We start from the raw sequence: 17,509 nt of genomic DNA on the forward strand, positions 1-17,509 counted from the left end.
GAGGACACGGAGACGTAGTGCCTACGATCCAGCAGTTGGTCCGCAAGGGCCGCCAGGACAAGGTCGCCAAGAACAAGACCCCGGCGCTCAAGGGCAGCCCGCAGCGTCGCGGCGTGTGCACGCGTGTGTACACCACCACGCCGAAGAAGCCGAACTCGGCTCTGCGCAAGGTTGCCCGTGTCAAGCTGACCAGCCAGATCGAGGTCACCGCGTACATCCCCGGTGTCGGCCACAACCTGCAGGAGCACTCGATGGTGCTCGTGCGCGGCGGCCGGGTGAAGGACCTCCCGGGTGTCCGGTACAAGATCATCCGCGGTTCGCTCGACACGCAGGGCGTCAAGAACCGCAAGCAGGCGCGCAGCCGTTACGGCGCGAAGAAGGAGAAGAGCTGATGCCCCGCAAGGGTCCTGCCCCGAAGCGGCCGGTCGTCGTCGACCCGGTCTACGGGTCGCCGCTGGTCACCCAGCTGGTCAACAAGGTGCTCGAGGACGGCAAGAAGTCGATCGCCGAGGGCATCGTGCACGGCGCCCTCGAGGGCTGCCGCGAGAAGACCGGCACCGACCCCGTCGTCACGCTGAAGCGCGCGCTCGACAACGTCAAGCCGACCCTCGAGGTCCGCAGCCGCCGCGTCGGTGGCGCGACCTACCAGGTGCCGATCGAGGTGCGCGCCGGCCGCAGCACCACGCTGGCCCTGCGCTGGCTGGTCAGCTACTCCCGCGCCCGTCGTGAGAAGACCATGACGGAGCGTCTGATGAACGAGATCCTCGACGCCTCCAACGGCCTCGGCGCCAGCGTGAAGCGGCGCGAGGACACCCACAAGATGGCCGAGTCGAACAAGGCCTTCGCGCACTACCGCTGGTAGTCGCTGGCGCCGAGTCGACGAGACCGCATATAAGGAAGCGAACGCACGCACATGGCGACCGACCTCCGCAAGCTCGATCTGGCCAAGGTCCGCAACATCGGCATCATGGCCCACATCGACGCGGGCAAGACCACTACCACCGAGCGGATCCTGTACTACACCGGTATCAACTACAAGATCGGTGAGGTCCACGATGGCGCAGCCACCATGGACTGGATGGAGCAGGAGCAGGAACGCGGCATCACGATCACCTCGGCCGCGACCACCTGTGAGTGGGACGGCCACACCATCAACATCATCGACACGCCCGGCCACGTCGACTTCACGGTCGAGGTCGAGCGGTCGCTGCGCGTCCTCGACGGTGCGGTGGCCGTGTTCGACGGCGTCGCCGGCGTCGAGCCGCAGTCGGAGACCGTCTGGCACCAGGCCAACAAGTACGGTGTTCCGCGCATCTGCTTCATCAACAAGCTCGACCGCACCGGTGCCGAGTTCCACCGCTGCGTCGACATGATCGTGACGCGGCTGAAGGCCACCCCGCTGGTCCTGCAGCTGCCGATCGGTGCCGAGGCGGACTTCCGCGGTCTCGTCGACCTCGTCGACATGAAGGCGCTGGTCTGGTCGGCCGAGACGCCGCTGGGCGAGATGTACGACACCGTCGACATCCCCGACACCCACATCGAGGCCGCCCAGGAGTGGCGCGACCGCCTGCTCGAGACCATCGCCGAGAACGACGAGGCGATGATGGAGCTGTACCTCGACGGCAAGGAGCCGGAGCGCGACGAGCTCATCGCCGCGATCCGCCGCGCCACCATCGCCGGCAATCTCACCCCGGTGCTCACCGGCTCGGCGTTCAAGAACAAGGGCGTTCAGCCCATGCTCGACGCCGTCGTGCGCTACCTGCCGTCGCCGGTCGACGTCGGCGCGGTCGAGGGCCACGCGGTCGACAGCGAGGAAGAGATCCTGTCGCGCGAGCCCGACGAGGACGCTCCGCTGTCGTCGCTGGCGTTCAAGATCATGGCCGACCCGCACCTCGGCAAGCTCACGTTCGTCCGGGTCTACTCGGGCACGCTGACCACGGGGACCATGGTGCTGAACAGCACCAAGGGCAACAAGGAGCGCATCGGCAAGATCTACCGGATGCACGCGAACAAGCGTGAGGAGATCGAGAAGGCCAGCGCCGGCCAGATCGTCGCCGTCATGGGGCTGAAGAACACCACGACCGGCGACACCCTGTCCGACTCGGCGCAGCCGGTGATCCTGGAGTCGATGAAGTTCCCGGCTCCGGTCATCTCGGTGGCCATCGAGCCGAAGACGAAGAGCGACCAGGAGAAGCTGGGCACCGCCATCCAGCGCCTCGCCGACGAGGACCCGACCTTCCAGGTCCGCACCGACGAGGACACCGGCCAGACCATCATCTCGGGCATGGGCGAGCTCCACCTCGAGATCCTGGTCGACCGCATGAAGCGCGAGTTCAAGGTCGAGGCCAACGTCGGCAAACCGCAGGTCGCCTACCGCGAGACCATCCGCCGCAAGGTCGAGAAGGTCGAGTACACCCACAAGAAGCAGACCGGCGGATCCGGCCAGTTCGCGAGGGTCATCATCGACATCGAGCCTACGGGCGGCGAGGGCGACGGCGGCTACGAGTTCGTGAACTCGGTCACCGGCGGCCGCGTCCCGCGCGAGTACATCCCCTCGGTCGACGCGGGCGCGCAGGAGGCGATGGAGTTCGGTGTCGTCGCCGGCTATCCGCTGGTCGACGTCAAGGTGACGCTGCGGGACGGTGCGTACCACGAGGTCGACTCCTCGGAGCTGGCCTTCAAGATCGCCGGTTCCATGGCGTTCAAGGAAGCTGCTCGGCGCGCCGACCCGGTGCTGCTCGAGCCGATGTTCGAGGTCGAGGTGTCCACGCCCGAGGACTACATGGGCGAGGTCATCGGCGACCTCAACTCCCGCCGTGGCCAGATTCAGGCCATGGAGGAGCGTGCCGGCCAGCGCATCGTCAAGGCGCTGGTCCCGCTGTCGGAGATGTTCGGCTACGTCGGTGACCTCCGCAGCAAGACCCAGGGCCGGGCGAGTTACTCCATGCAGTTCGACTCTTACGCCGAGGTTCCCCGGAATGTCGCGGAAGAGATCATCAAGAAGGTCCGGGGAGAGTAATCTCTCCGGGTCTTCTGCCCGGTCCATGCACCACGAGCAATCCCGACCAGAAACGCACAGCCGAACACACCGCACCGCGGGGGATCGGCAACGTACGAAGTCCACAGGAGGGCCCTACAGTGGCTAAGGCGAAGTTCGAGCGGACCAAGCCGCACGTCAACATCGGCACCATCGGTCACGTCGACCACGGCAAGACCACGCTCACGGCTGCCATCACCAAGGTGCTGCACGACAAGTATCCGGACCTGAACGAGACCTTCGCCTTCGACGACATCGACAAGGCGCCGGAGGAGAAGCAGCGCGGTATCACCATCAACATCGCGCACGTCGAGTACCAGACCGACAAGCGTCACTACGCGCACGTCGACGCTCCGGGCCACGCCGACTACATCAAGAACATGATCACCGGCGCGGCGCAGATGGACGGCGCGATCCTGGTGGTCGCGGCCACCGACGGCCCGATGCCGCAGACCAAGGAGCACGTGCTGCTGGCCCGTCAGGTCGGCGTGCCGTACATCCTGGTCGCGCTGAACAAGGCCGACATGGTCGACGACGAGGAGATCCTGGAGCTCGTCGAGCTCGAGGTGCGTGAGCTGCTCTCCGAGTACGAGTTCCCGGGCGACGACGTCCCGGTCGTCAAGGTCTCGGCGCTCAAGGCGCTCGAGGGCGACCCGGAGTGGGTCAAGACGGTCGAGGACCTCATGGAGGCCGTCGACGAGAACGTGCCGGACCCGGTGCGCGACATCGAGAAGCCCTTCCTCATGCCGATCGAGGACGTCTTCACCATCACCGGTCGTGGCACGGTCGTCACCGGCCGCGTCGAGCGCGGTGTGCTGAAGGCCAACGAGGAGGTCGAGCTCGTCGGCATCCGTCCCGGCCCGGCGCAGAAGACCACCGTCACCGCCGTCGAGATGTTCCGCAAGACCCTCGACGAGGCGCGCGCCGGCGAGAACGTCGGCCTGCTCCTCCGTGGCACCAAGCGTGAGGACGTCGAGCGCGGCATGGTGGCCGTGAAGCCCGGCAGCAACACGCCGCACACCGACTTCGAGGCGCAGGTCTACATCCTGTCCAAGGACGAGGGTGGCCGGCACACGCCGTTCTTCAACAACTACCGTCCGCAGTTCTACTTCCGGACCACGGACGTCACCGGCGTCGTCACGCTGCCCGAGGGCACCGAGATGGTCATGCCGGGTGACAACACCTCGATGACCGTCGAGCTGATCCAGCCGGTGGCCATGGAAGAGGGTCTGAAGTTCGCCATCCGTGAGGGTGGCCGGACCGTCGGTGCCGGCAACGTCACCAAGATCCTCAAGTAGTTCGACATTGCGAGGGGCGGCCGTCTCGGCCGCCCCTCGTACCGCGATTGGCCTCAGCCAATCTGATCTGGCATACTGTTCAGGTTGCTCGGCGGAGGGCGACGTCAGGCGCCTGTGCGTTCAGGCACGGTGAGACACCGGGGCCGATGACGAAGAACTCCGATAGGGCTGGCACTGCGCCGTCATGGCGTGGCCTGGTCCGGCCGCAAACCCCGATGACCAGCGTGTTCGTCGTGGCCGATATGTGCCGCGAGATGCGACACGCCCGACCGCGGGGGTCGGCGGAGCAGCAGCTCAGTGTTGGTTCAGATCGGGTCTTAGCAGTACGAAGAGTGAGGACGACAAGCAGCCATGGCGGGACAGAAGATCCGCATCCGGCTCAAGGCCTATGACCACGAGGTCATCGACACGTCGGCGCGGAAGATCGTCGACACGGTGACGCGCACGGGTGCGCAGGTCGCAGGCCCGGTGCCGCTGCCTACCGAGAAGAACGTGTACTGCGTCATCCGGTCGCCGCACAAGTACAAGGACAGCCGCGAGCACTTCGAGATGCGTACGCACAAGCGGCTCATCGACATCATCGACCCGACGCCGAAGACCGTCGACTCGCTCATGCGTCTCGACCTGCCGGCCGGCGTCGACATCGAAATCAAGCTCTGAGGGACCGCCGACGATGAGTATTCAGTCTTCCGAGGCCGTGACCACGGTGCGCAAGGGCCTGCTGGGCGAGAAGCTCGGCATGACCCAGGTGTGGGACGAGAACAACCGCATCGTGCCGGTCACCGTGATCAAGGCCGGGCCGTGCGTGGTCACGCAGGTCCGCACGCCCGAGAAGGACGGCTACGACGCGGTCCAGCTCGGCTTCGGCGCGCCGAACCCGCGCAAGGTCACCAAGCCCGCCCAGGGCCACTTCGAGAAGGCCGGCGTCACGCCGCGTCGGCACGTCGCCGAGCTGCGTACCGCCGACGCGTCCGAGTACACGCTCGGCCAGGAGGTCACGGTCGAGGTGTTCGAGGCCGGCCAGGAGGTCGACGTCACGGGCACGACCAAGGGCAAGGGCTTCGCCGGTGTCATGAAGCGCCACGGCTTCCACGGTCTTCGCGCCTCGCACGGTGTGCAGCGCAAGCACCGCTCGCCGGGCTCCATCGGAGGCTGCGCCACGCCGGGCCGCGTCTTCAAGGGCATGCGCATGGCCGGCCGCATGGGCGCCGAGCGCATGACCACCCAGAACATCGCCGTCCAGGCGGTCGACGCCGAGAAGGGGCTGCTGCTCCTCAAGGGTGCGGTCCCGGGCCCCAATGGCGGGCTCGTCTTCGTCCGCACGGCCGCGAAGGGAGTTGTGAAGTGAGCACCGTGACGGTTCTCGACCCCAAGGGCGGCACCGACAGCACTGTTGAGCTCCCCGCGTCGGTCTTCGAGGTCCAGGTCAACGTCCCGTTGATCCACCAGGTCGTGGTGGCGCAGCTGGCCGCGGCCCGGCAGGGCACGCACTCCACGAAGACCCGCGCCGAGGTCTCCGGCGGCGGCGCCAAGCCGTACCGCCAGAAGGGCACCGGCCGGGCCCGCCAGGGCTCGATCCGCGCGCCGCAGTTCACCGGCGGTGGCATCGTCCACGGCCCGCAGCCGCGCGACTACTCGCAGCGGACGCCGAAGAAGATGAAGGCCGCCGCGCTGCGCGGTGCGCTGTCCGACCGTGCGACCCACGGCCGCGTGCACGTGGTCACCGGCTTCGTCGACGGCGACGCGCCGAGCACCAAGGCCGCGTTGACGACTCTGCAGACCCTGACCGATCGCCGCAGCGTGCTGGTCGTGGTGGAGCGGGGTGACGAGGTGACGGTGAAGAGCCTGCGCAACGCGCCGCAGGTGCACCTGCTCGTGGCCGACCAGCTGAACACCTACGACGTGCTCTGCGCCGACGACATCGTCTTCACCAAGGGCGCGCTCGACGCGTTCCTGGGCGGCAGCGAATCGGACGCGGCCACCACGACCTCCACAGGGGAGGACACCAAGTGACCGTCAACCGCAGGGACCCGCGCGACATCCTCATCGTGCCGGTCGTGTCCGAGAAGAGCTACAGCCTTCTCGACGAGAACAAGTACACCTTCGTCGTCGCGCCCGACGCGAACAAGACCGAGATCAAGATCGCGGTCGAGAAGGTGTTCAACGTCAAGGTCACCGGTGTCAACACCCAGAACCGCCAGGGCAAGCGCCGCCGCACCCGCTTCGGCGTGGGCAAGCGCCCGGACACCAAGCGCGCGATCGTGACGGTCGCCGAAGGCCAGCGCATCGACATCTTCTCCGGCCCGGTCGGCTGAGCCGGCCAGGACACGAGCTACCGAGGTAACGACGAATGGGAATCCGTAAGTACAAGCCGACGACACCGGGCCGACGCGGCTCCAGCGTCGCCGACTTCGTCGAGGTCACCCGGTCCACGCCCGAGAAGTCGCTGGTGCGGCCGCTGCCCAAGAAGGGCGGGCGCAACAACTCCGGCAAGATCACCACCCGTCACCAGGGTGGCGGGCACAAGCGCCAGTACCGGGTCATCGACTTCCGGCGGGCCGACAAGGACGGCGTTCCGGCGAAGGTCGCGCACATCGAGTACGACCCGAACCGGACGTCGCGCATCGCGCTGCTGCACTACGCCGACGGCGAGAAGCGCTACATCCTGGCGCCGTTCCGCCTGGCGCAGGGCGCCACGGTCGAGGCCGGCCCGGGTGCTGACATCAAGCCCGGCAACAACCTGCCGCTGCGCAACATCCCGGTCGGTACGGTCGTCCACGCCATCGAGCTACGGCCCGGTGGCGGCGCGAAGATCGCCCGCTCCGCCGGCGCCAGCGTCCAGCTGGTCGCCAAGGAGGGCACCTGGGCGCAGCTGCGCATGCCGTCCGGCGAGATCCGCAACGTCGACGTGCGCTGCCGCGCCACCGTCGGCGAGGTCGGCAACGCCGAGCAGTCGAACATCAACTGGGGCAAGGCCGGCCGCATGCGCTGGAAGGGCAAGCGCCCGACGGTCCGCGGTGTCGCCATGAACCCGGTCGACCACCCGCACGGTGGTGGTGAGGGCAAGACCTCCGGTGGCCGTCACCCGGTCAACCCGAACGGCCGTCCCGAGGGGCGCACCCGCCGGAAGAACAAGCCCAGCGACCGTCAGATCGTCCGCCGTCGCAAGACCGGCAAGAAGCGCTGAGTCGGGAGTAGGAAAAGATGCCGCGCAGCCTGAAGAAGGGCCCCTTCGTCGACGAGCACCTGGCCAAGAAGGTCGATGTTCAGAACGAGAAGGGCACGAAGAACGTCATCAAGACCTGGTCCCGTCGCTCGATGATCGTGCCGGACATGATCGGCCACACCATCGCGGTGCACGACGGCCGCAAGCACGTCCCGGTGTTCGTCACTGAGGCGATGGTCGGGCACAAGCTCGGCGAGTTCGCGCCCACGCGCACGTTCAAGGGCCACGAGAAGGACGACCGCCGCGCCCGGCGCCGGTGACGTCCACCACGGAATGACTGAGGAGTAACGATGGAAGCCAGGGCTCAAGCGCGGTTCGTCCGCGTCACGCCCATGAAGGCGCGCCGTGTGGTGGACCTGATCCGTGGAATGGACGCGGACGAGGCCTCGGCGCTGCTGCGGTTCGCCCCGCAGGCGGCCGCCGAGCCGGTGCGCAAGGTGCTCGAGAGCGCCATCGCCAACGCCGACGACCTCGCCGGCACGCCGCGCGAGACGCTCGTCATCGCGCAGGCGTATGTCGACGACGGCCCGACGATGAAGCGGTTTCGTCCGCGCGCACACGGCCGCGCGAGCCGCATCAACAAGCGGACGTGCCACATCACGGTGATCGTCGACGACAAGGCGACAGTCACCGCGGCCTCGACGGGGAAACGTGCCTCGGCCGGTGCCGCAGCGAAGGGAGGGGCCCGCTAGTGGGTCAGAAGATCAACCCGCACGGGTTCCGGCTGGGTGTCTCCACCGATCACAAGAGCCGGTGGTTCGCCGACAGCACGACCCAGGGTCAGCGCTACCGCGACTACATCGCCGAAGACGTCGCCATCCGCAAGCTGATGACCGACGGCATGGAGCGCGCCGGCATCTCGCACGTCGACATCGAGCGCACTCGCGACCGCGTGCGCGTCGACATCCACACCGCCCGGCCGGGCATTGTCATCGGCCGCCGCGGGGTGGGCGCGGACCGCCTGCGCTCTGAGCTCGAGAAGCTCACCGGCAAGCAGGTCCAGATGAACGTCCTCGAGGTCAAGCAGCCCGAGATCGACGCTCAGCTGGTCGCCCAGGGCGTGGCCGAGCAGCTCTCGGCTCGTGTGGCGTTCCGCCGCGCGATGCGCAAGGCGCTGCAGACCACGATGCGTGCCGGTGCCAAGGGTGTCCGGATCCAGTGCTCGGGCCGTCTCGGCGGCGCCGAGATGAGCCGCTCGGAGTTCTACCGCGAGGGCCGGGTCCCGCTGCACACGCTGCGCGCCGACGTCGACTACGGCTTCTACGAGGCCCGCACCACCTTCGGCCGCATCGGCGTGAAGGTGTGGATCTACAAGGGTGACGTGAGCGGCTCCCGCGCCGAGCGCGCCGCTGAGCAGGCCGCGCAGGCCCGCGCTCAGCAGCAGCGCGGCGGCGGTGGCGGCCGTGGCCGTCCCGAGCGCCGCCGGCCGGGTGGCCGCGGCGACCGCGACAACGCTCCCGCCACCCAGGCCGCTCCGGCCGAGGCGACCGCGCCTGAGGCGCCGGCCGCCGACGCCGCCGCGACCACGACGGGCCAGGAGGGTTGAGACCATGCTGATCCCCCGCAAGGTCAAGCACCGCAAGCAGCACCACCCGAAGCGCCGCGGCATGGCCAAGGGCGGCACGTCGCTGGCCTTCGGTGAGTACGGCATCCAGGCGGTCGAGGGCCACTACGTGACCAACCGTCAGATCGAGGCCGCTCGTATCGCCATCACCCGGCACATCCGTCGTGGCGGCAAGGTGTGGATCAACATCTACCCCGACCGTCCGCTGACCAAGAAGCCGGCCGAGACCCGCATGGGTTCCGGTAAGGGTTCGCCGGAGTGGTGGATCGCCAACGTCAAGCCGGGCCGGGTCATGTTCGAGCTGTCGTACCCGAACGAGACCGTGGCTCGCGAGGCGCTCACGCGTGCGATCCACAAGCTCCCCATGAAGGCGCGCATCGTCAAGCGCGAGGCAGGTGAGTTCTGATGGCGATCGGTTCGAAGAACCTCGACGCCGTTTCGCTGCGCGACCGCTCGGACGACGAGCTGGTCGAGGAGCTGAAGAAGGCCAAGGAGTCGCTGTTCAACCTGCGGTTCCAGGGTGCGACCGGTCAGCTCGAGAGCCACGGCCGGCTGAAGGCCGTCCGGCGCGACATCGCGCGCATCTACACGGTGATGCGCGAGCGCGAGCTGGGCATCGTCACGGTCGTGGCCGCCCCGGCCGAGAAGAAGGCTGAGGCGAAGGCCGAGAAGGCGGAGGCCAAGGCCGAGCCGAAGAAGACGGCGGCCAAGAAGACCGCCGCCAAGGCCGAGCCCGAGGCCGATGACGCCGAGGCGCCGAAGAAGGCCGCTCCGCGCAAGCGGACGGCCAAGAAGGCAGCCCCCCAGGACACTGCGTCCTCGGCTGAGAAGCGTGCCTCGGACGAGGACGGTGCCGAGTGAGCCCCGCGAACAAGGAAGAGAACGTGACCGAGAGCCCGAAGACCGCCGGAAGTGCCCCGGGCGGCCGTGGCTACCGCAAGACCCGCCAGGGCGTGGTGGTCAGCGACAAGATGGACAAGACCGTCGTCGTCACCGTCGAGGACCGCTTCAAGCACCCGCTCTACGGCAAGGTCGTCCGTCGGTCGAGCAAGCTGAAGGCCCACGACGAGCAGAACACCGCCGGCATCGGCGACCGCGTCCTGCTCATGGAGACCCGTCCGCTGTCGGCCACGAAGCGCTGGCGCGTCGTGGAGATCCTCGAGAAGGCGAAGTAGGAGCGAGATGATTCAGCAGGAGTCGCGACTGCGGGTCGCCGACAACACCGGTGCCAAGGAGCTCTTGTGCATCCGTGTGCTCGGTGGCTCCGGTCGGCGATACGCCGGCATCGGTGATGTCATCGTGGCCACCGTCAAGGACGCCATTCCCGGCGGCGCGGTCAAGAAGGGCGACGTCGTCAAGGCCGTCGTCGTGCGGACCGTGAAGGAGCGACGCCGTCCGGACGGCTCCTACATCCGCTTCGACGAGAACGCGGCGGTCATCATCAGGGACGGCGGGGACCCGCGCGGGACGCGCATCTTCGGCCCCGTCGGTCGTGAGCTGCGGGACAAGCGTTTCATGCGCATCATCTCGCTCGCTCCGGAGGTGTTGTGAGATGAAGATCAAGAAGGGTGACAAGGTCATCGTCATCGCCGGCAAGGACAAGGGCCTGGTGGGCAAGGTCATCGCGGCCTACCCACGCCAGGAGCGTGTCCTCGTCGAGGGCGTCAACCGCATCACCAAGCACCAGAAGCCGACCCAGACGGCCCGCGGCACGCAGCAGTCCGGTGGGATCATCCACCAGGAGGCGCCGATCCACGTCTCGAACGTGATGATCGCCGTCGAGGCCGACGTGGAGGGCAAGAAGAAGACGGTGGGCACCCGGGTCGGGTACCGCATCGACGACAACGGCAACAAGGTCCGGTACGCCAAGCGCACCGGTGAGGACATCTGATGACCACCACCACTGAGACCCGCGCACTGCCGCGGCTCAAGCAGCGCTACCGCGACGAGATCATCGCGGCGCTGCGCGAGCAGTTCCAGATCGCGAACGTCATGCAGGTGCCGACGGTGACCAAGGTCGTCGTCAACATGGGTGTCGGCGAGGCCGCCCGCGACGCGAAGCTCATCGAGGGCGCGGTCGCCGACCTCGCGGCCATCACCGGCCAGCGGCCGGCGATCACCAAGGCGCGCAAGTCGATCGCGCAGTTCAAGCTGCGCGAGGGCATGCCCATCGGTGCGCACGCCACGCTGCGCGGCGACCGCATGTGGGAGTTCCTGGACCGCCTGGTGACCATCGCGCTGCCGCGCATCCGGGACTTCCGCGGCCTGTCGGGCAAGCAGTTCGACGGCAACGGGAACTACACCTTCGGCCTCAACGAGCAGTCGATGTTCCACGAGATCAACCAGGACAGGATCGACCGGGTCCGCGGCATGGACATCACGGTCGTCACGACCGCCACCAACGACGACCAGGGTCGGGCGCTGCTCAAGCTGCTCGGTTTCCCGTTCAAGGAGAACTGACGTGGCCAAGAAGGCTCTTGTCATCAAGGCTTCGCGCAAGCCGAAGTTCGCGGTACGCGCGTACACCCGGTGCCAGAAGTGCGGGCGTCCGCACTCGGTGTACCGGAAGTTCGGGCTGTGCCGGGTGTGCCTGCGCGAGATGGCGCACCGCGGCGAGCTGCCGGGCATCACCAAGTCCAGCTGGTAATCGGCCAATGCTGGTCACCCAGCAGCCAGACCCTTCGGATCGTCGCAGGTCCGCGAAGCGGAAACCACGACGGGAAAGCGGCAACCACACATGACCATGACCGACCCGATCGCAGACATGCTCACCCGTCTGCGCAACGCCAACACGGCGCACCACGACACCGTGGCGATGCCGCACAGCAAGATCAAGGTGCACATCGCCGAGATCCTCAAGCAGCAGGGCTACATCGCCGGGTTCTCCGTGCGTGAGCCGGCCGAGGGTCAGGTGGGCAAGACGCTCGAACTCACCCTGAAGTACGGCCCGTCCCGTGAGCGCTCGATCGCCGGCATCCGCCGCGTCAGCAAGCCGGGCCTGCGGGTCTACGCGAAGGCCACCAACATGCCGCGCGTGCTCGGTGGGCTGGGCATCGCCATCATCTCCACGTCGCAGGGCCTGCTCACCGGCCAGGCGGCAGCCAAGCAGGGCGTGGGCGGGGAAGTCCTCGCCTACGTCTGGTAACGGGAAAGGAGCGCAACACTCATGTCGCGTATCGGCAAGCTCCCGATCCCCGTTCCGTCGGGCGTCGAGGTCAACGTCGACGGCCGCGCGCTGACGGTCAAGGGGCCGAAGGGCACCCTGAACCACACGCTGCCCGAGATCATCGGCGTCGAGAAGGGTGACGACGGCGCGTTGCAGGTCGTCCGTCCCGACGACGAGCGCGAGAGCAGGGCGCTGCACGGGCTCACCCGCACGCTGGTCGCCAACATGGTCACCGGCGTCACCGAGGGCTACGTGAAGAAGCTCGAGATCGTCGGCGTCGGCTACCGCGTCACCGCCAAGGGCCAGAACCTCGAGTTCGCGCTCGGCTTCAGCCACCCGGTCGTCGTCGAGCCGCCCGAGGGCATCACGTTCGCCGTCGAGTCGCCGACCAAGTTCTCGGTGCAGGGCATCGACAAGCAGAAGGTCGGCGAGACCGCGGCGAACATCCGCAAGATCCGCAAGCCCGAGCCGTACAAGGGCAAGGGCGTGCGCTACGAGGGCGAGCACGTCCGGCGCAAGGTCGGAAAGGCTGGGAAGTAAGGCATGGGCATCGCGATCAATCGCCACATCAAGAAGGGCGACAAGCGGGTTGCCCGCGACCGCCGGCACCTGCGGGTCCGGAAGAAGGTCACCGGCACGGCCGAGCGTCCGCGCCTGGTCGTCACCCGGTCGCTGCGGCACATGGTGGTCCAGGTCGTCGACGACTCCACCGGCCGCACCCTGGCCTCGGCCACCAGCATGGAGGCCGACCTGCGCTCGCTCGACGGCGACAAGACCGCCAAGGCGCGCCGGGTCGGCGAGCTCGTCGCCGACCGCGCCAAGGCAATCGGAGTGGTCTCCGTTGTCTTTGATCGTGGCGGCAACCAGTACCACGGCCGTGTGGCCGCGGTGGCGGAGGGCGCCCGTGAGGGCGGCCTGAAGCTCTGACGACCGGCAAGATTCTCGAGAGGATAGAGGGACATCATGGCTGAACCCCAGCGCCGCGGTGGCGGTGCCGGTGGCGAGCGCCGCGATCGTCGTGACCGTCGCGATCGCGACAACCGTCGCGGCGACGGCGGTGCGGACAAGACCAACTACATCGAGACCGTGGTCGCCATCAACCGCGTCGCCAAGGTCGTGCAGGGTGGCCGTCGCTTCAGCTTCACCGCTCTGGTCGTCGTCGGCGACGGCGACGGCACCGTGGGCGTCGGCTACGGCAAGGCCAAGGAGGTGCCCTCGGCCATCGCCAAGGGCGTCGAGGAGGCCAAGAAGCAGTTCTTCAAGGTGCCGCGGATCCAGGGCACCATCCCGCACCCCGTGCAGGGTGAGAAGGCTGCCGGCGTCGTGCTGCTCCGTCCGGCCTCGCCCGGTACCGGCGTCATCGCCGGTGGCCCGGTGCGCGCCGTCCTGGAGGCCGCGGGCGTCCACGACGTCCTGAGCAAGTCGCTCGGCTCGTCCAACGCGATCAACATCGTGCATGCCACGGTGGAGGCGCTGAAGTCGCTCGAGCGTCCGGAGCAGGTGGCGGCCCGCCGCGGCCTGCCGCTGGAGGACGTCGCACCGGCCGCGCTGCTGCGCGCCCAGGCCGCGGGAGCGTCGGCATGAGCGGGCAGCTGAAGGTCCGTCAGGTCAAGAGCCCGATCGGCGGGACGTCGTCCCAGCGCAACACCCTGCGCTCGCTCGGCCTGAAGCGGATCGGACACGAGGTCGTCAAGGAGGACCGCCCTGAGATCCGGGGCATGGTCAAGACGGTGGCGCACCTCGTCACGGTCGAAGCAATCTCCGCCGCTGAGGCCGAAAATGTACAGCCGAGGAGGTCGAGAGACACATGAGCAACTCGCCGCTGAAGCCGCACCACCTGCGGCCGGCCCCCGGCGCCAAGACCCCGAAGACCCGTGTGGGTCGCGGAGAGGCGTCGAAGGGCAAGACCGCGGGTCGCGGCACCAAGGGCACCAAGGCCCGCTACCAGGTACCGGCCCGCTTCGAGGGCGGCCAGATGCCGCTGCACATGCGCCTGCCGAAGCTGAAGGGGTTCAAGAACCCGTTCCGCGTCGAGTTCCAGGTCGTGAACCTGGACAAGCTGGCGGCGCTGTTCCCGGAGGGCGGGGACGTCACCGTCGACGACCTCGTGGCCAAGGGCGCTGTGCGGGCCGGCAAGCCGGTCAAGGTTCTGGGCACCGGTGAGATCTCCGTTGCGCTGCGAGTGAACGCCAACGCGTTCTCCTCCAGCGCCAAGGAGAAGATCACCGCTGCTGGGGGCACCGTCACCGAGGTGTAGGCGCCCCGCACCGTGTGGCCGAACGGTTCCGAGAGCGTCCTGCCGTCTTACCAGGCGACAGGCGCTTTCGGTCGTTCGGACCCGGCGGTGTTACCGTCTTTTCCGTCCGTACCACCGCGCCGGCTTCGACTGCGCAGTCGTCTCCGCCGTCGGCCATGCAGGAGGCCCTGAAGTGCTCAGAGTGTTCGCACAGGCGTTCCGTACACCTGACCTGCGCCAGAAATTGCTGTTCACGCTGGGCATCATCGCGATCTTCCGAGTCGGGTCGGTCCTGCCCACGCCCGGCGTCGACGTCCCCGCGGTACGTACCTGCGTGGACCTCGCCGGGAACGAGGGCATCTACGGGATGCTCAACCTGTTCTCCGGCGGAGCGATGTTGCAGCTCGCGGTGTTCGCGCTGGGCATCATCCCGTACATCACCGCCAGCATCATCCTGCAGCTGCTGACGGTCGTGATCCCGCGCATCGAGGCGCTGCGCAAGGAAGGCGCGTCGGGACAGGCGCAGATCACGCAGTACACCCGGTACCTCACCATCGGCCTGGCGCTGCTGCAGGCGACCACCATCGTCACGCTGGCCCGCCGCGGGCAGTTCTTCCCGAACTGCCCGGAAGAGGTGCTGCAGGACGACTCGCTGACCACCGCCGCGATCATGATCATCGTGATGACGGCCGGCACCGGCCTGGTCATGTGGCTGGGCGAGCTGATCACCGACCGCGGCGTCGGCAACGGCATGTCGCTGCTGATCTTCACCCAGATCGTCGCCAGCGTGCCGGGCCTGTTCTGGGGCATCCAGACCAGCCGCGGCTGGGGCATTTTCGGCCTGGTGATCCTGGTCGCGCTGATCGTCGTCGCGCTCATCGTCTTCGTCGAGCAGGCACAGCGCCGCATCCCGGTCCAGTACGCCAAGCGGATGGTCGGCCGGCGCATGTACGGCGGCTCGGCCACGTACATCCCGCTGAAGATCAACCAGGCCGGCGTCATCCCGGTCATCTTCGCCTCGTCCCTGCTCTACATCCCGCTGCTGGCCGCACAGTTCAACCAGACGTCCGGCTGGGCGCTGTGGATCCAGGACAACTTCACCCGCGGCGACCACCCCGCGTACATCGTGGCGTACTTCTTGTTCATCGTCGGCTTCGCGTTCTTCTACGTGTCCATCACGTTCAACCCGAAGGACATCTCCGACAACATGAAGCGCTACGGCGGCTTCGTGCCGGGCATCCGTGCCGGCCGGGCCACCGAGGAATACCTGGCCTACGTGCTCAACCGCATCACGTCGGCCGGCGCCGTCTACCTGGCGCTCGTGGCCCTGTTGCCACTGCTGGCCTTCAACGTGCTGAACCCCGCCGACGGCGGCCAGTCGTTCAACAACATGTTCGGCGGCACCTCCATCCTGATCATGGTCGGTGTCGGCCTGCAGACCGTGCAGCAGATCGAGAGCCAGCTGCAGCAGCGCAACTACGAGGGGTTCTTGCGGTGACGCGACTGTTGATCATGGGCCCGCCGGGCGCGGGTAAGGGCACCCAGGCCGAGCTGGTGGCCAAGCGCTTCGCGGTGCCGGCCATCTCAACCGGTGACATCTTCCGGTCGAACATCGCGAACGAGACCGACCTCGGCCGCCGGGTGAAGCCCTACCTCGGCCCAGGCCTCTACGTGCCGGACGAGCTGACCAACGAGGTGGTCCGCGACCGCCTCTCGCAGGCCGACGTCGCCGACGGCTTCCTGCTCGACGGCTACCCGCGCACGCTGGCGCAGGTCGACTTCCTCGACAAGGTGCTGGCCGAGCAGGGCCACGAGCTCGACCACGTCATCGTCCTGAAAGTCGACGTCGACGAGGTCGTCAAGCGGCTGCACCAACGGGCGCTCAAGGAGGGTCGCGAGGACGACACCCCCGAGACCATCCGCAAGCGGCAGGAGGTCTACCTCGAGCAGACCGATCCGCTGATCGCGGTCTACCGCGAGCGCGGCCTCGTCTTCGAGGTCGACGGCCTGGGCTCGGTCGAGGAGGTCCAGCGGCGGGTGGCCGACGCGATCGAGCAGCCGCCGCAGCCGCCGAACTGAGCCACCCAGGAGCGATCATCGAGATCAAGTCGCCGGAGCAGCTGGCCGGCATGCGGGCGGCCGGGCTGGTCGTGGCCGAGATCCACGAGCTGATGCGCGCGGCCATCGTGCCCGGCGCCACTCCGCTCGACCTCGACGCGATCGCCCGGCGCGAGCTGAAGGTTCGCGGCGCCACGTCGAACTTCCTCGGCTACGGCGGCTTCCCGGCGACGGTCTGCGTCTCCGTCAACGACGTCGTCGTCCATGGCATCCCCGACGACACCCCGTTCCGCGACGGCGACATCGTCTCGCTCGACTTCGGCGCCGTCCTGAACGGCTGGCACGGCGACGCCGCCGTGACCGTGCCGGTGGGCGACGGCGAGCTGCCGGACGAGGTGGCCCGGCTCCTCGTCGACTGCGAGGACGCGCTGTGGTCCGGCATCGCCGCGATGAAGGCCGGCCGCCGGGTGCGCGACATCGGCACCGCCATCGAGCAGACCATCGAGGCCCGCGGCGACTACGGCATCGTCGAGGAGTACGGCGGCCACGGCATCGGCACCGCGATGCACATGGACCCGCACGTGATGAACTACCGCACCCGCCAGCGCGGCCCCAAGCTGGTGCCGGGCCTGTGCCTCGCGGTCGAGCCGATGATCACCCTCGGCGGCCCCGAGACTCACGTCCTCGACGACGACTGGACCGTCAAGACCGACGACGGCTCCTGGGCGGCACACTTCGAGCACAGCATCGCAGTCACCCCCGACGGCCCGTGGGTGCTCACCGCCCTCGACGGCGGCGCCGTGCGGCTGGAGGCGCTCGGCGTGCCGGCCGCCGCTGCCCACCGCGCCTGACGTCTGTCGGGGTTGCCGCGTTTGGCCAGCCCCCTGCTCGACTCCGCTCTGGCTGGGCGCCGCTGGCCTCCTC

The 17,509-nt window shown here is 68.0% G+C and carries 26 protein-coding genes and 2 pseudogenes; all 28 read left to right on the forward strand.

Annotated features, from left to right (window positions below):
• Nucleotides 1–17 precede the first annotated feature (17 nt).
• Nucleotides 18–392, forward strand: a complete 375-nt coding sequence (gene rpsL, locus E1262_RS04035) for a 30S ribosomal protein S12 (protein WP_026877502.1) — start codon at nucleotides 18–20, stop codon at nucleotides 390–392.
• Nucleotides 392–862 carry a 30S ribosomal protein S7 gene (gene rpsG, locus E1262_RS04040; protein WP_092614269.1) on the forward strand — a complete coding sequence of 157 codons (471 nt, stop codon included), beginning with the start codon at nucleotides 392–394 and terminating at the stop codon, nucleotides 860–862. The genes rpsL and rpsG overlap by 1 nt, the downstream gene beginning before the upstream one ends.
• A 51-nt stretch (nucleotides 863–913) precedes the next feature.
• Nucleotides 914–3,019 carry an elongation factor G gene (gene fusA / locus E1262_RS04045; RefSeq protein ID WP_132101759.1) on the forward strand — a complete coding sequence of 702 codons (2,106 nt, stop codon included), beginning with the start codon at nucleotides 914–916 and terminating at the stop codon, nucleotides 3,017–3,019.
• A 119-nt stretch (nucleotides 3,020–3,138) separates the two neighbouring features.
• The gene (tuf, locus tag E1262_RS04050) at nucleotides 3,139–4,335 is read left to right on the forward strand and encodes an elongation factor Tu (RefSeq protein WP_132101760.1); all 1,197 of its coding nucleotides are present in this window, start codon (nucleotides 3,139–3,141) and stop codon (nucleotides 4,333–4,335) included.
• A 351-nt stretch (nucleotides 4,336–4,686) separates the two neighbouring features.
• Nucleotides 4,687–4,995, forward strand: a complete 309-nt coding sequence (gene rpsJ / locus E1262_RS04055; protein ID WP_026877498.1) for a 30S ribosomal protein S10 — start codon at nucleotides 4,687–4,689, stop codon at nucleotides 4,993–4,995.
• Between the two features lie 13 nt (nucleotides 4,996–5,008).
• A complete protein-coding gene (rplC, locus tag E1262_RS04060; RefSeq protein ID WP_132101761.1) occupies nucleotides 5,009–5,683 on the forward strand; it encodes a 50S ribosomal protein L3 in 675 nt (224 codons plus the stop codon).
• Nucleotides 5,680–6,348 carry a 50S ribosomal protein L4 gene (rplD, locus tag E1262_RS04065; RefSeq protein ID WP_132101762.1) on the forward strand — a complete coding sequence of 223 codons (669 nt, stop codon included), beginning with the start codon at nucleotides 5,680–5,682 and terminating at the stop codon, nucleotides 6,346–6,348. Before rplC ends, rplD begins: the two co-directional genes overlap by 4 nt.
• Nucleotides 6,303–6,650, forward strand: coding sequence for a 50S ribosomal protein L23 (rplW, locus tag E1262_RS04070; protein ID WP_420810504.1), 348 nt, complete (start codon nucleotides 6,303–6,305; stop codon nucleotides 6,648–6,650). The genes rplD and rplW overlap by 46 nt, the downstream gene beginning before the upstream one ends.
• Before the next feature lie 35 nt (nucleotides 6,651–6,685).
• Nucleotides 6,686–7,522 carry a 50S ribosomal protein L2 gene (rplB, locus tag E1262_RS04075; RefSeq protein WP_132101763.1) on the forward strand — a complete coding sequence of 279 codons (837 nt, stop codon included), beginning with the start codon at nucleotides 6,686–6,688 and terminating at the stop codon, nucleotides 7,520–7,522.
• Nucleotides 7,523–7,539: 17 nt separating this feature from the next.
• The gene (rpsS, locus tag E1262_RS04080; protein WP_132101764.1) at nucleotides 7,540–7,821 is read left to right on the forward strand and encodes a 30S ribosomal protein S19; all 282 of its coding nucleotides are present in this window, start codon (nucleotides 7,540–7,542) and stop codon (nucleotides 7,819–7,821) included.
• Between the two features lie 30 nt (nucleotides 7,822–7,851).
• Nucleotides 7,852–8,253, forward strand: a complete 402-nt coding sequence (rplV, locus tag E1262_RS04085) for a 50S ribosomal protein L22 (RefSeq protein WP_132101765.1) — start codon at nucleotides 7,852–7,854, stop codon at nucleotides 8,251–8,253.
• On the forward strand, nucleotides 8,253–9,107 hold the full coding sequence (gene rpsC, locus E1262_RS04090; protein ID WP_132101766.1) for a 30S ribosomal protein S3: 855 nt from the start codon (nucleotides 8,253–8,255) through the stop codon (nucleotides 9,105–9,107). Before rplV ends, rpsC begins: the two co-directional genes overlap by 1 nt.
• A gap of 4 nt (nucleotides 9,108–9,111) precedes the next feature.
• A complete protein-coding gene (gene rplP, locus E1262_RS04095; protein ID WP_092614288.1) occupies nucleotides 9,112–9,531 on the forward strand; it encodes a 50S ribosomal protein L16 in 420 nt (139 codons plus the stop codon).
• Nucleotides 9,531–9,866 (forward strand): annotated as a pseudogene (gene rpmC / locus E1262_RS31225) (50S ribosomal protein L29); the annotation flags it as partial. The gene rplP and the pseudogene rpmC, both read left to right, overlap by 1 nt.
• A gap of 116 nt (nucleotides 9,867–9,982) precedes the next feature.
• Nucleotides 9,983–10,300, forward strand: a complete 318-nt coding sequence (gene rpsQ, locus E1262_RS31230) for a 30S ribosomal protein S17 (protein ID WP_132101768.1) — start codon at nucleotides 9,983–9,985, stop codon at nucleotides 10,298–10,300.
• A gap of 7 nt (nucleotides 10,301–10,307) precedes the next feature.
• Nucleotides 10,308–10,676 (forward strand): 50S ribosomal protein L14, encoded by a 369-nt coding sequence (rplN, locus tag E1262_RS04110; protein ID WP_046772624.1) that lies wholly within the window; start codon nucleotides 10,308–10,310, stop codon nucleotides 10,674–10,676.
• Nucleotide 10,677: 1 nt separating this feature from the next.
• The gene (rplX, locus tag E1262_RS04115) at nucleotides 10,678–11,016 is read left to right on the forward strand and encodes a 50S ribosomal protein L24 (RefSeq protein ID WP_132101769.1); all 339 of its coding nucleotides are present in this window, start codon (nucleotides 10,678–10,680) and stop codon (nucleotides 11,014–11,016) included.
• Nucleotides 11,016–11,585 carry a 50S ribosomal protein L5 gene (gene rplE / locus E1262_RS04120; RefSeq protein ID WP_132101770.1) on the forward strand — a complete coding sequence of 190 codons (570 nt, stop codon included), beginning with the start codon at nucleotides 11,016–11,018 and terminating at the stop codon, nucleotides 11,583–11,585. Before rplX ends, rplE begins: the two co-directional genes overlap by 1 nt.
• 1 nt (nucleotide 11,586) lies before the next feature.
• The gene (locus tag E1262_RS04125) at nucleotides 11,587–11,772 is read left to right on the forward strand and encodes a type Z 30S ribosomal protein S14 (RefSeq protein WP_119662875.1); all 186 of its coding nucleotides are present in this window, start codon (nucleotides 11,587–11,589) and stop codon (nucleotides 11,770–11,772) included.
• Nucleotides 11,773–11,862: 90 nt separating this feature from the next.
• Nucleotides 11,863–12,270: a 30S ribosomal protein S8 gene (rpsH, locus tag E1262_RS04130; RefSeq protein ID WP_132101771.1), complete on the forward strand. Its 408-nt coding sequence runs from the start codon at nucleotides 11,863–11,865 to the stop codon at nucleotides 12,268–12,270.
• A 21-nt stretch (nucleotides 12,271–12,291) separates the two neighbouring features.
• A complete protein-coding gene (rplF, locus tag E1262_RS04135; RefSeq protein WP_132101772.1) occupies nucleotides 12,292–12,831 on the forward strand; it encodes a 50S ribosomal protein L6 in 540 nt (179 codons plus the stop codon).
• A 3-nt stretch (nucleotides 12,832–12,834) separates the two neighbouring features.
• Nucleotides 12,835–13,218 carry a 50S ribosomal protein L18 gene (rplR, locus tag E1262_RS04140; RefSeq protein ID WP_132101773.1) on the forward strand — a complete coding sequence of 128 codons (384 nt, stop codon included), beginning with the start codon at nucleotides 12,835–12,837 and terminating at the stop codon, nucleotides 13,216–13,218.
• 36 nt (nucleotides 13,219–13,254) lie between these two features.
• On the forward strand, nucleotides 13,255–13,875 hold the full coding sequence (gene rpsE, locus E1262_RS04145; protein WP_111253860.1) for a 30S ribosomal protein S5: 621 nt from the start codon (nucleotides 13,255–13,257) through the stop codon (nucleotides 13,873–13,875).
• Nucleotides 13,872–14,051 (forward strand): annotated as a pseudogene (rpmD, locus tag E1262_RS04150) (50S ribosomal protein L30); the annotation flags it as partial. The gene rpsE and the pseudogene rpmD, both read left to right, overlap by 4 nt.
• Before the next feature lie 47 nt (nucleotides 14,052–14,098).
• Entirely contained in the window at nucleotides 14,099–14,548 is a 450-nt protein-coding gene (gene rplO / locus E1262_RS04155) for a 50S ribosomal protein L15 (protein WP_132101775.1), read from the forward strand.
• A gap of 172 nt (nucleotides 14,549–14,720) precedes the next feature.
• On the forward strand, nucleotides 14,721–16,025 hold the full coding sequence (secY, locus tag E1262_RS04160; RefSeq protein WP_132101776.1) for a preprotein translocase subunit SecY: 1,305 nt from the start codon (nucleotides 14,721–14,723) through the stop codon (nucleotides 16,023–16,025).
• Nucleotides 16,026–16,030: 5 nt separating this feature from the next.
• Nucleotides 16,031–16,606, forward strand: a complete 576-nt coding sequence (locus E1262_RS04165; protein ID WP_132101921.1) for an adenylate kinase — start codon at nucleotides 16,031–16,033, stop codon at nucleotides 16,604–16,606.
• Between the two features lie 14 nt (nucleotides 16,607–16,620).
• Entirely contained in the window at nucleotides 16,621–17,436 is an 816-nt protein-coding gene (gene map / locus E1262_RS04170; protein WP_132101777.1) for a type I methionyl aminopeptidase, read from the forward strand.
• Nucleotides 17,437–17,509: the final 73 nt, after the last annotated feature.

The organism is Jiangella aurantiaca, assembly GCF_004349105.1.
GTDB classification, from domain to species: Bacteria; Actinomycetota; Actinomycetes; order Jiangellales; family Jiangellaceae; genus Jiangella; species Jiangella aurantiaca.

What these genes read in the sequence shown, in the direction of transcription:
- rpsG (WP_092614269.1), top strand. Translation starts at nt 392, where the DNA reads ATGCCCCGCAAGGGTCCTGCCCCGAAGCGGCCGGTCGTCGTCGACCCG.
- fusA (WP_132101759.1), top strand. Translation starts at nt 914, where the DNA reads ATGGCGACCGACCTCCGCAAGCTCGATCTGGCCAAGGTCCGCAACATC.
- rpsJ (WP_026877498.1), top strand. Translation starts at nt 4,687, where the DNA reads ATGGCGGGACAGAAGATCCGCATCCGGCTCAAGGCCTATGACCACGAG.
- rplC (WP_132101761.1), top strand. Translation starts at nt 5,009, where the DNA reads ATGAGTATTCAGTCTTCCGAGGCCGTGACCACGGTGCGCAAGGGCCTG.
- rplB (WP_132101763.1), top strand. Translation starts at nt 6,686, where the DNA reads ATGGGAATCCGTAAGTACAAGCCGACGACACCGGGCCGACGCGGCTCC.
- rpsS (WP_132101764.1), top strand. Translation starts at nt 7,540, where the DNA reads ATGCCGCGCAGCCTGAAGAAGGGCCCCTTCGTCGACGAGCACCTGGCC.
- rplV (WP_132101765.1), top strand. Translation starts at nt 7,852, where the DNA reads ATGGAAGCCAGGGCTCAAGCGCGGTTCGTCCGCGTCACGCCCATGAAG.
- rplP (WP_092614288.1), top strand. Translation starts at nt 9,112, where the DNA reads ATGCTGATCCCCCGCAAGGTCAAGCACCGCAAGCAGCACCACCCGAAG.
- rplN (WP_046772624.1), top strand. Translation starts at nt 10,308, where the DNA reads ATGATTCAGCAGGAGTCGCGACTGCGGGTCGCCGACAACACCGGTGCC.
- rplX (WP_132101769.1), top strand. Translation starts at nt 10,678, where the DNA reads ATGAAGATCAAGAAGGGTGACAAGGTCATCGTCATCGCCGGCAAGGAC.
- rplE (WP_132101770.1), top strand. Translation starts at nt 11,016, where the DNA reads ATGACCACCACCACTGAGACCCGCGCACTGCCGCGGCTCAAGCAGCGC.
- rpsH (WP_132101771.1), top strand. Translation starts at nt 11,863, where the DNA reads ATGACCATGACCGACCCGATCGCAGACATGCTCACCCGTCTGCGCAAC.
- rplF (WP_132101772.1), top strand. Translation starts at nt 12,292, where the DNA reads ATGTCGCGTATCGGCAAGCTCCCGATCCCCGTTCCGTCGGGCGTCGAG.
- rplR (WP_132101773.1), top strand. Translation starts at nt 12,835, where the DNA reads ATGGGCATCGCGATCAATCGCCACATCAAGAAGGGCGACAAGCGGGTT.
- rpsE (WP_111253860.1), top strand. Translation starts at nt 13,255, where the DNA reads ATGGCTGAACCCCAGCGCCGCGGTGGCGGTGCCGGTGGCGAGCGCCGC.
- rplO (WP_132101775.1), top strand. Translation starts at nt 14,099, where the DNA reads ATGAGCAACTCGCCGCTGAAGCCGCACCACCTGCGGCCGGCCCCCGGC.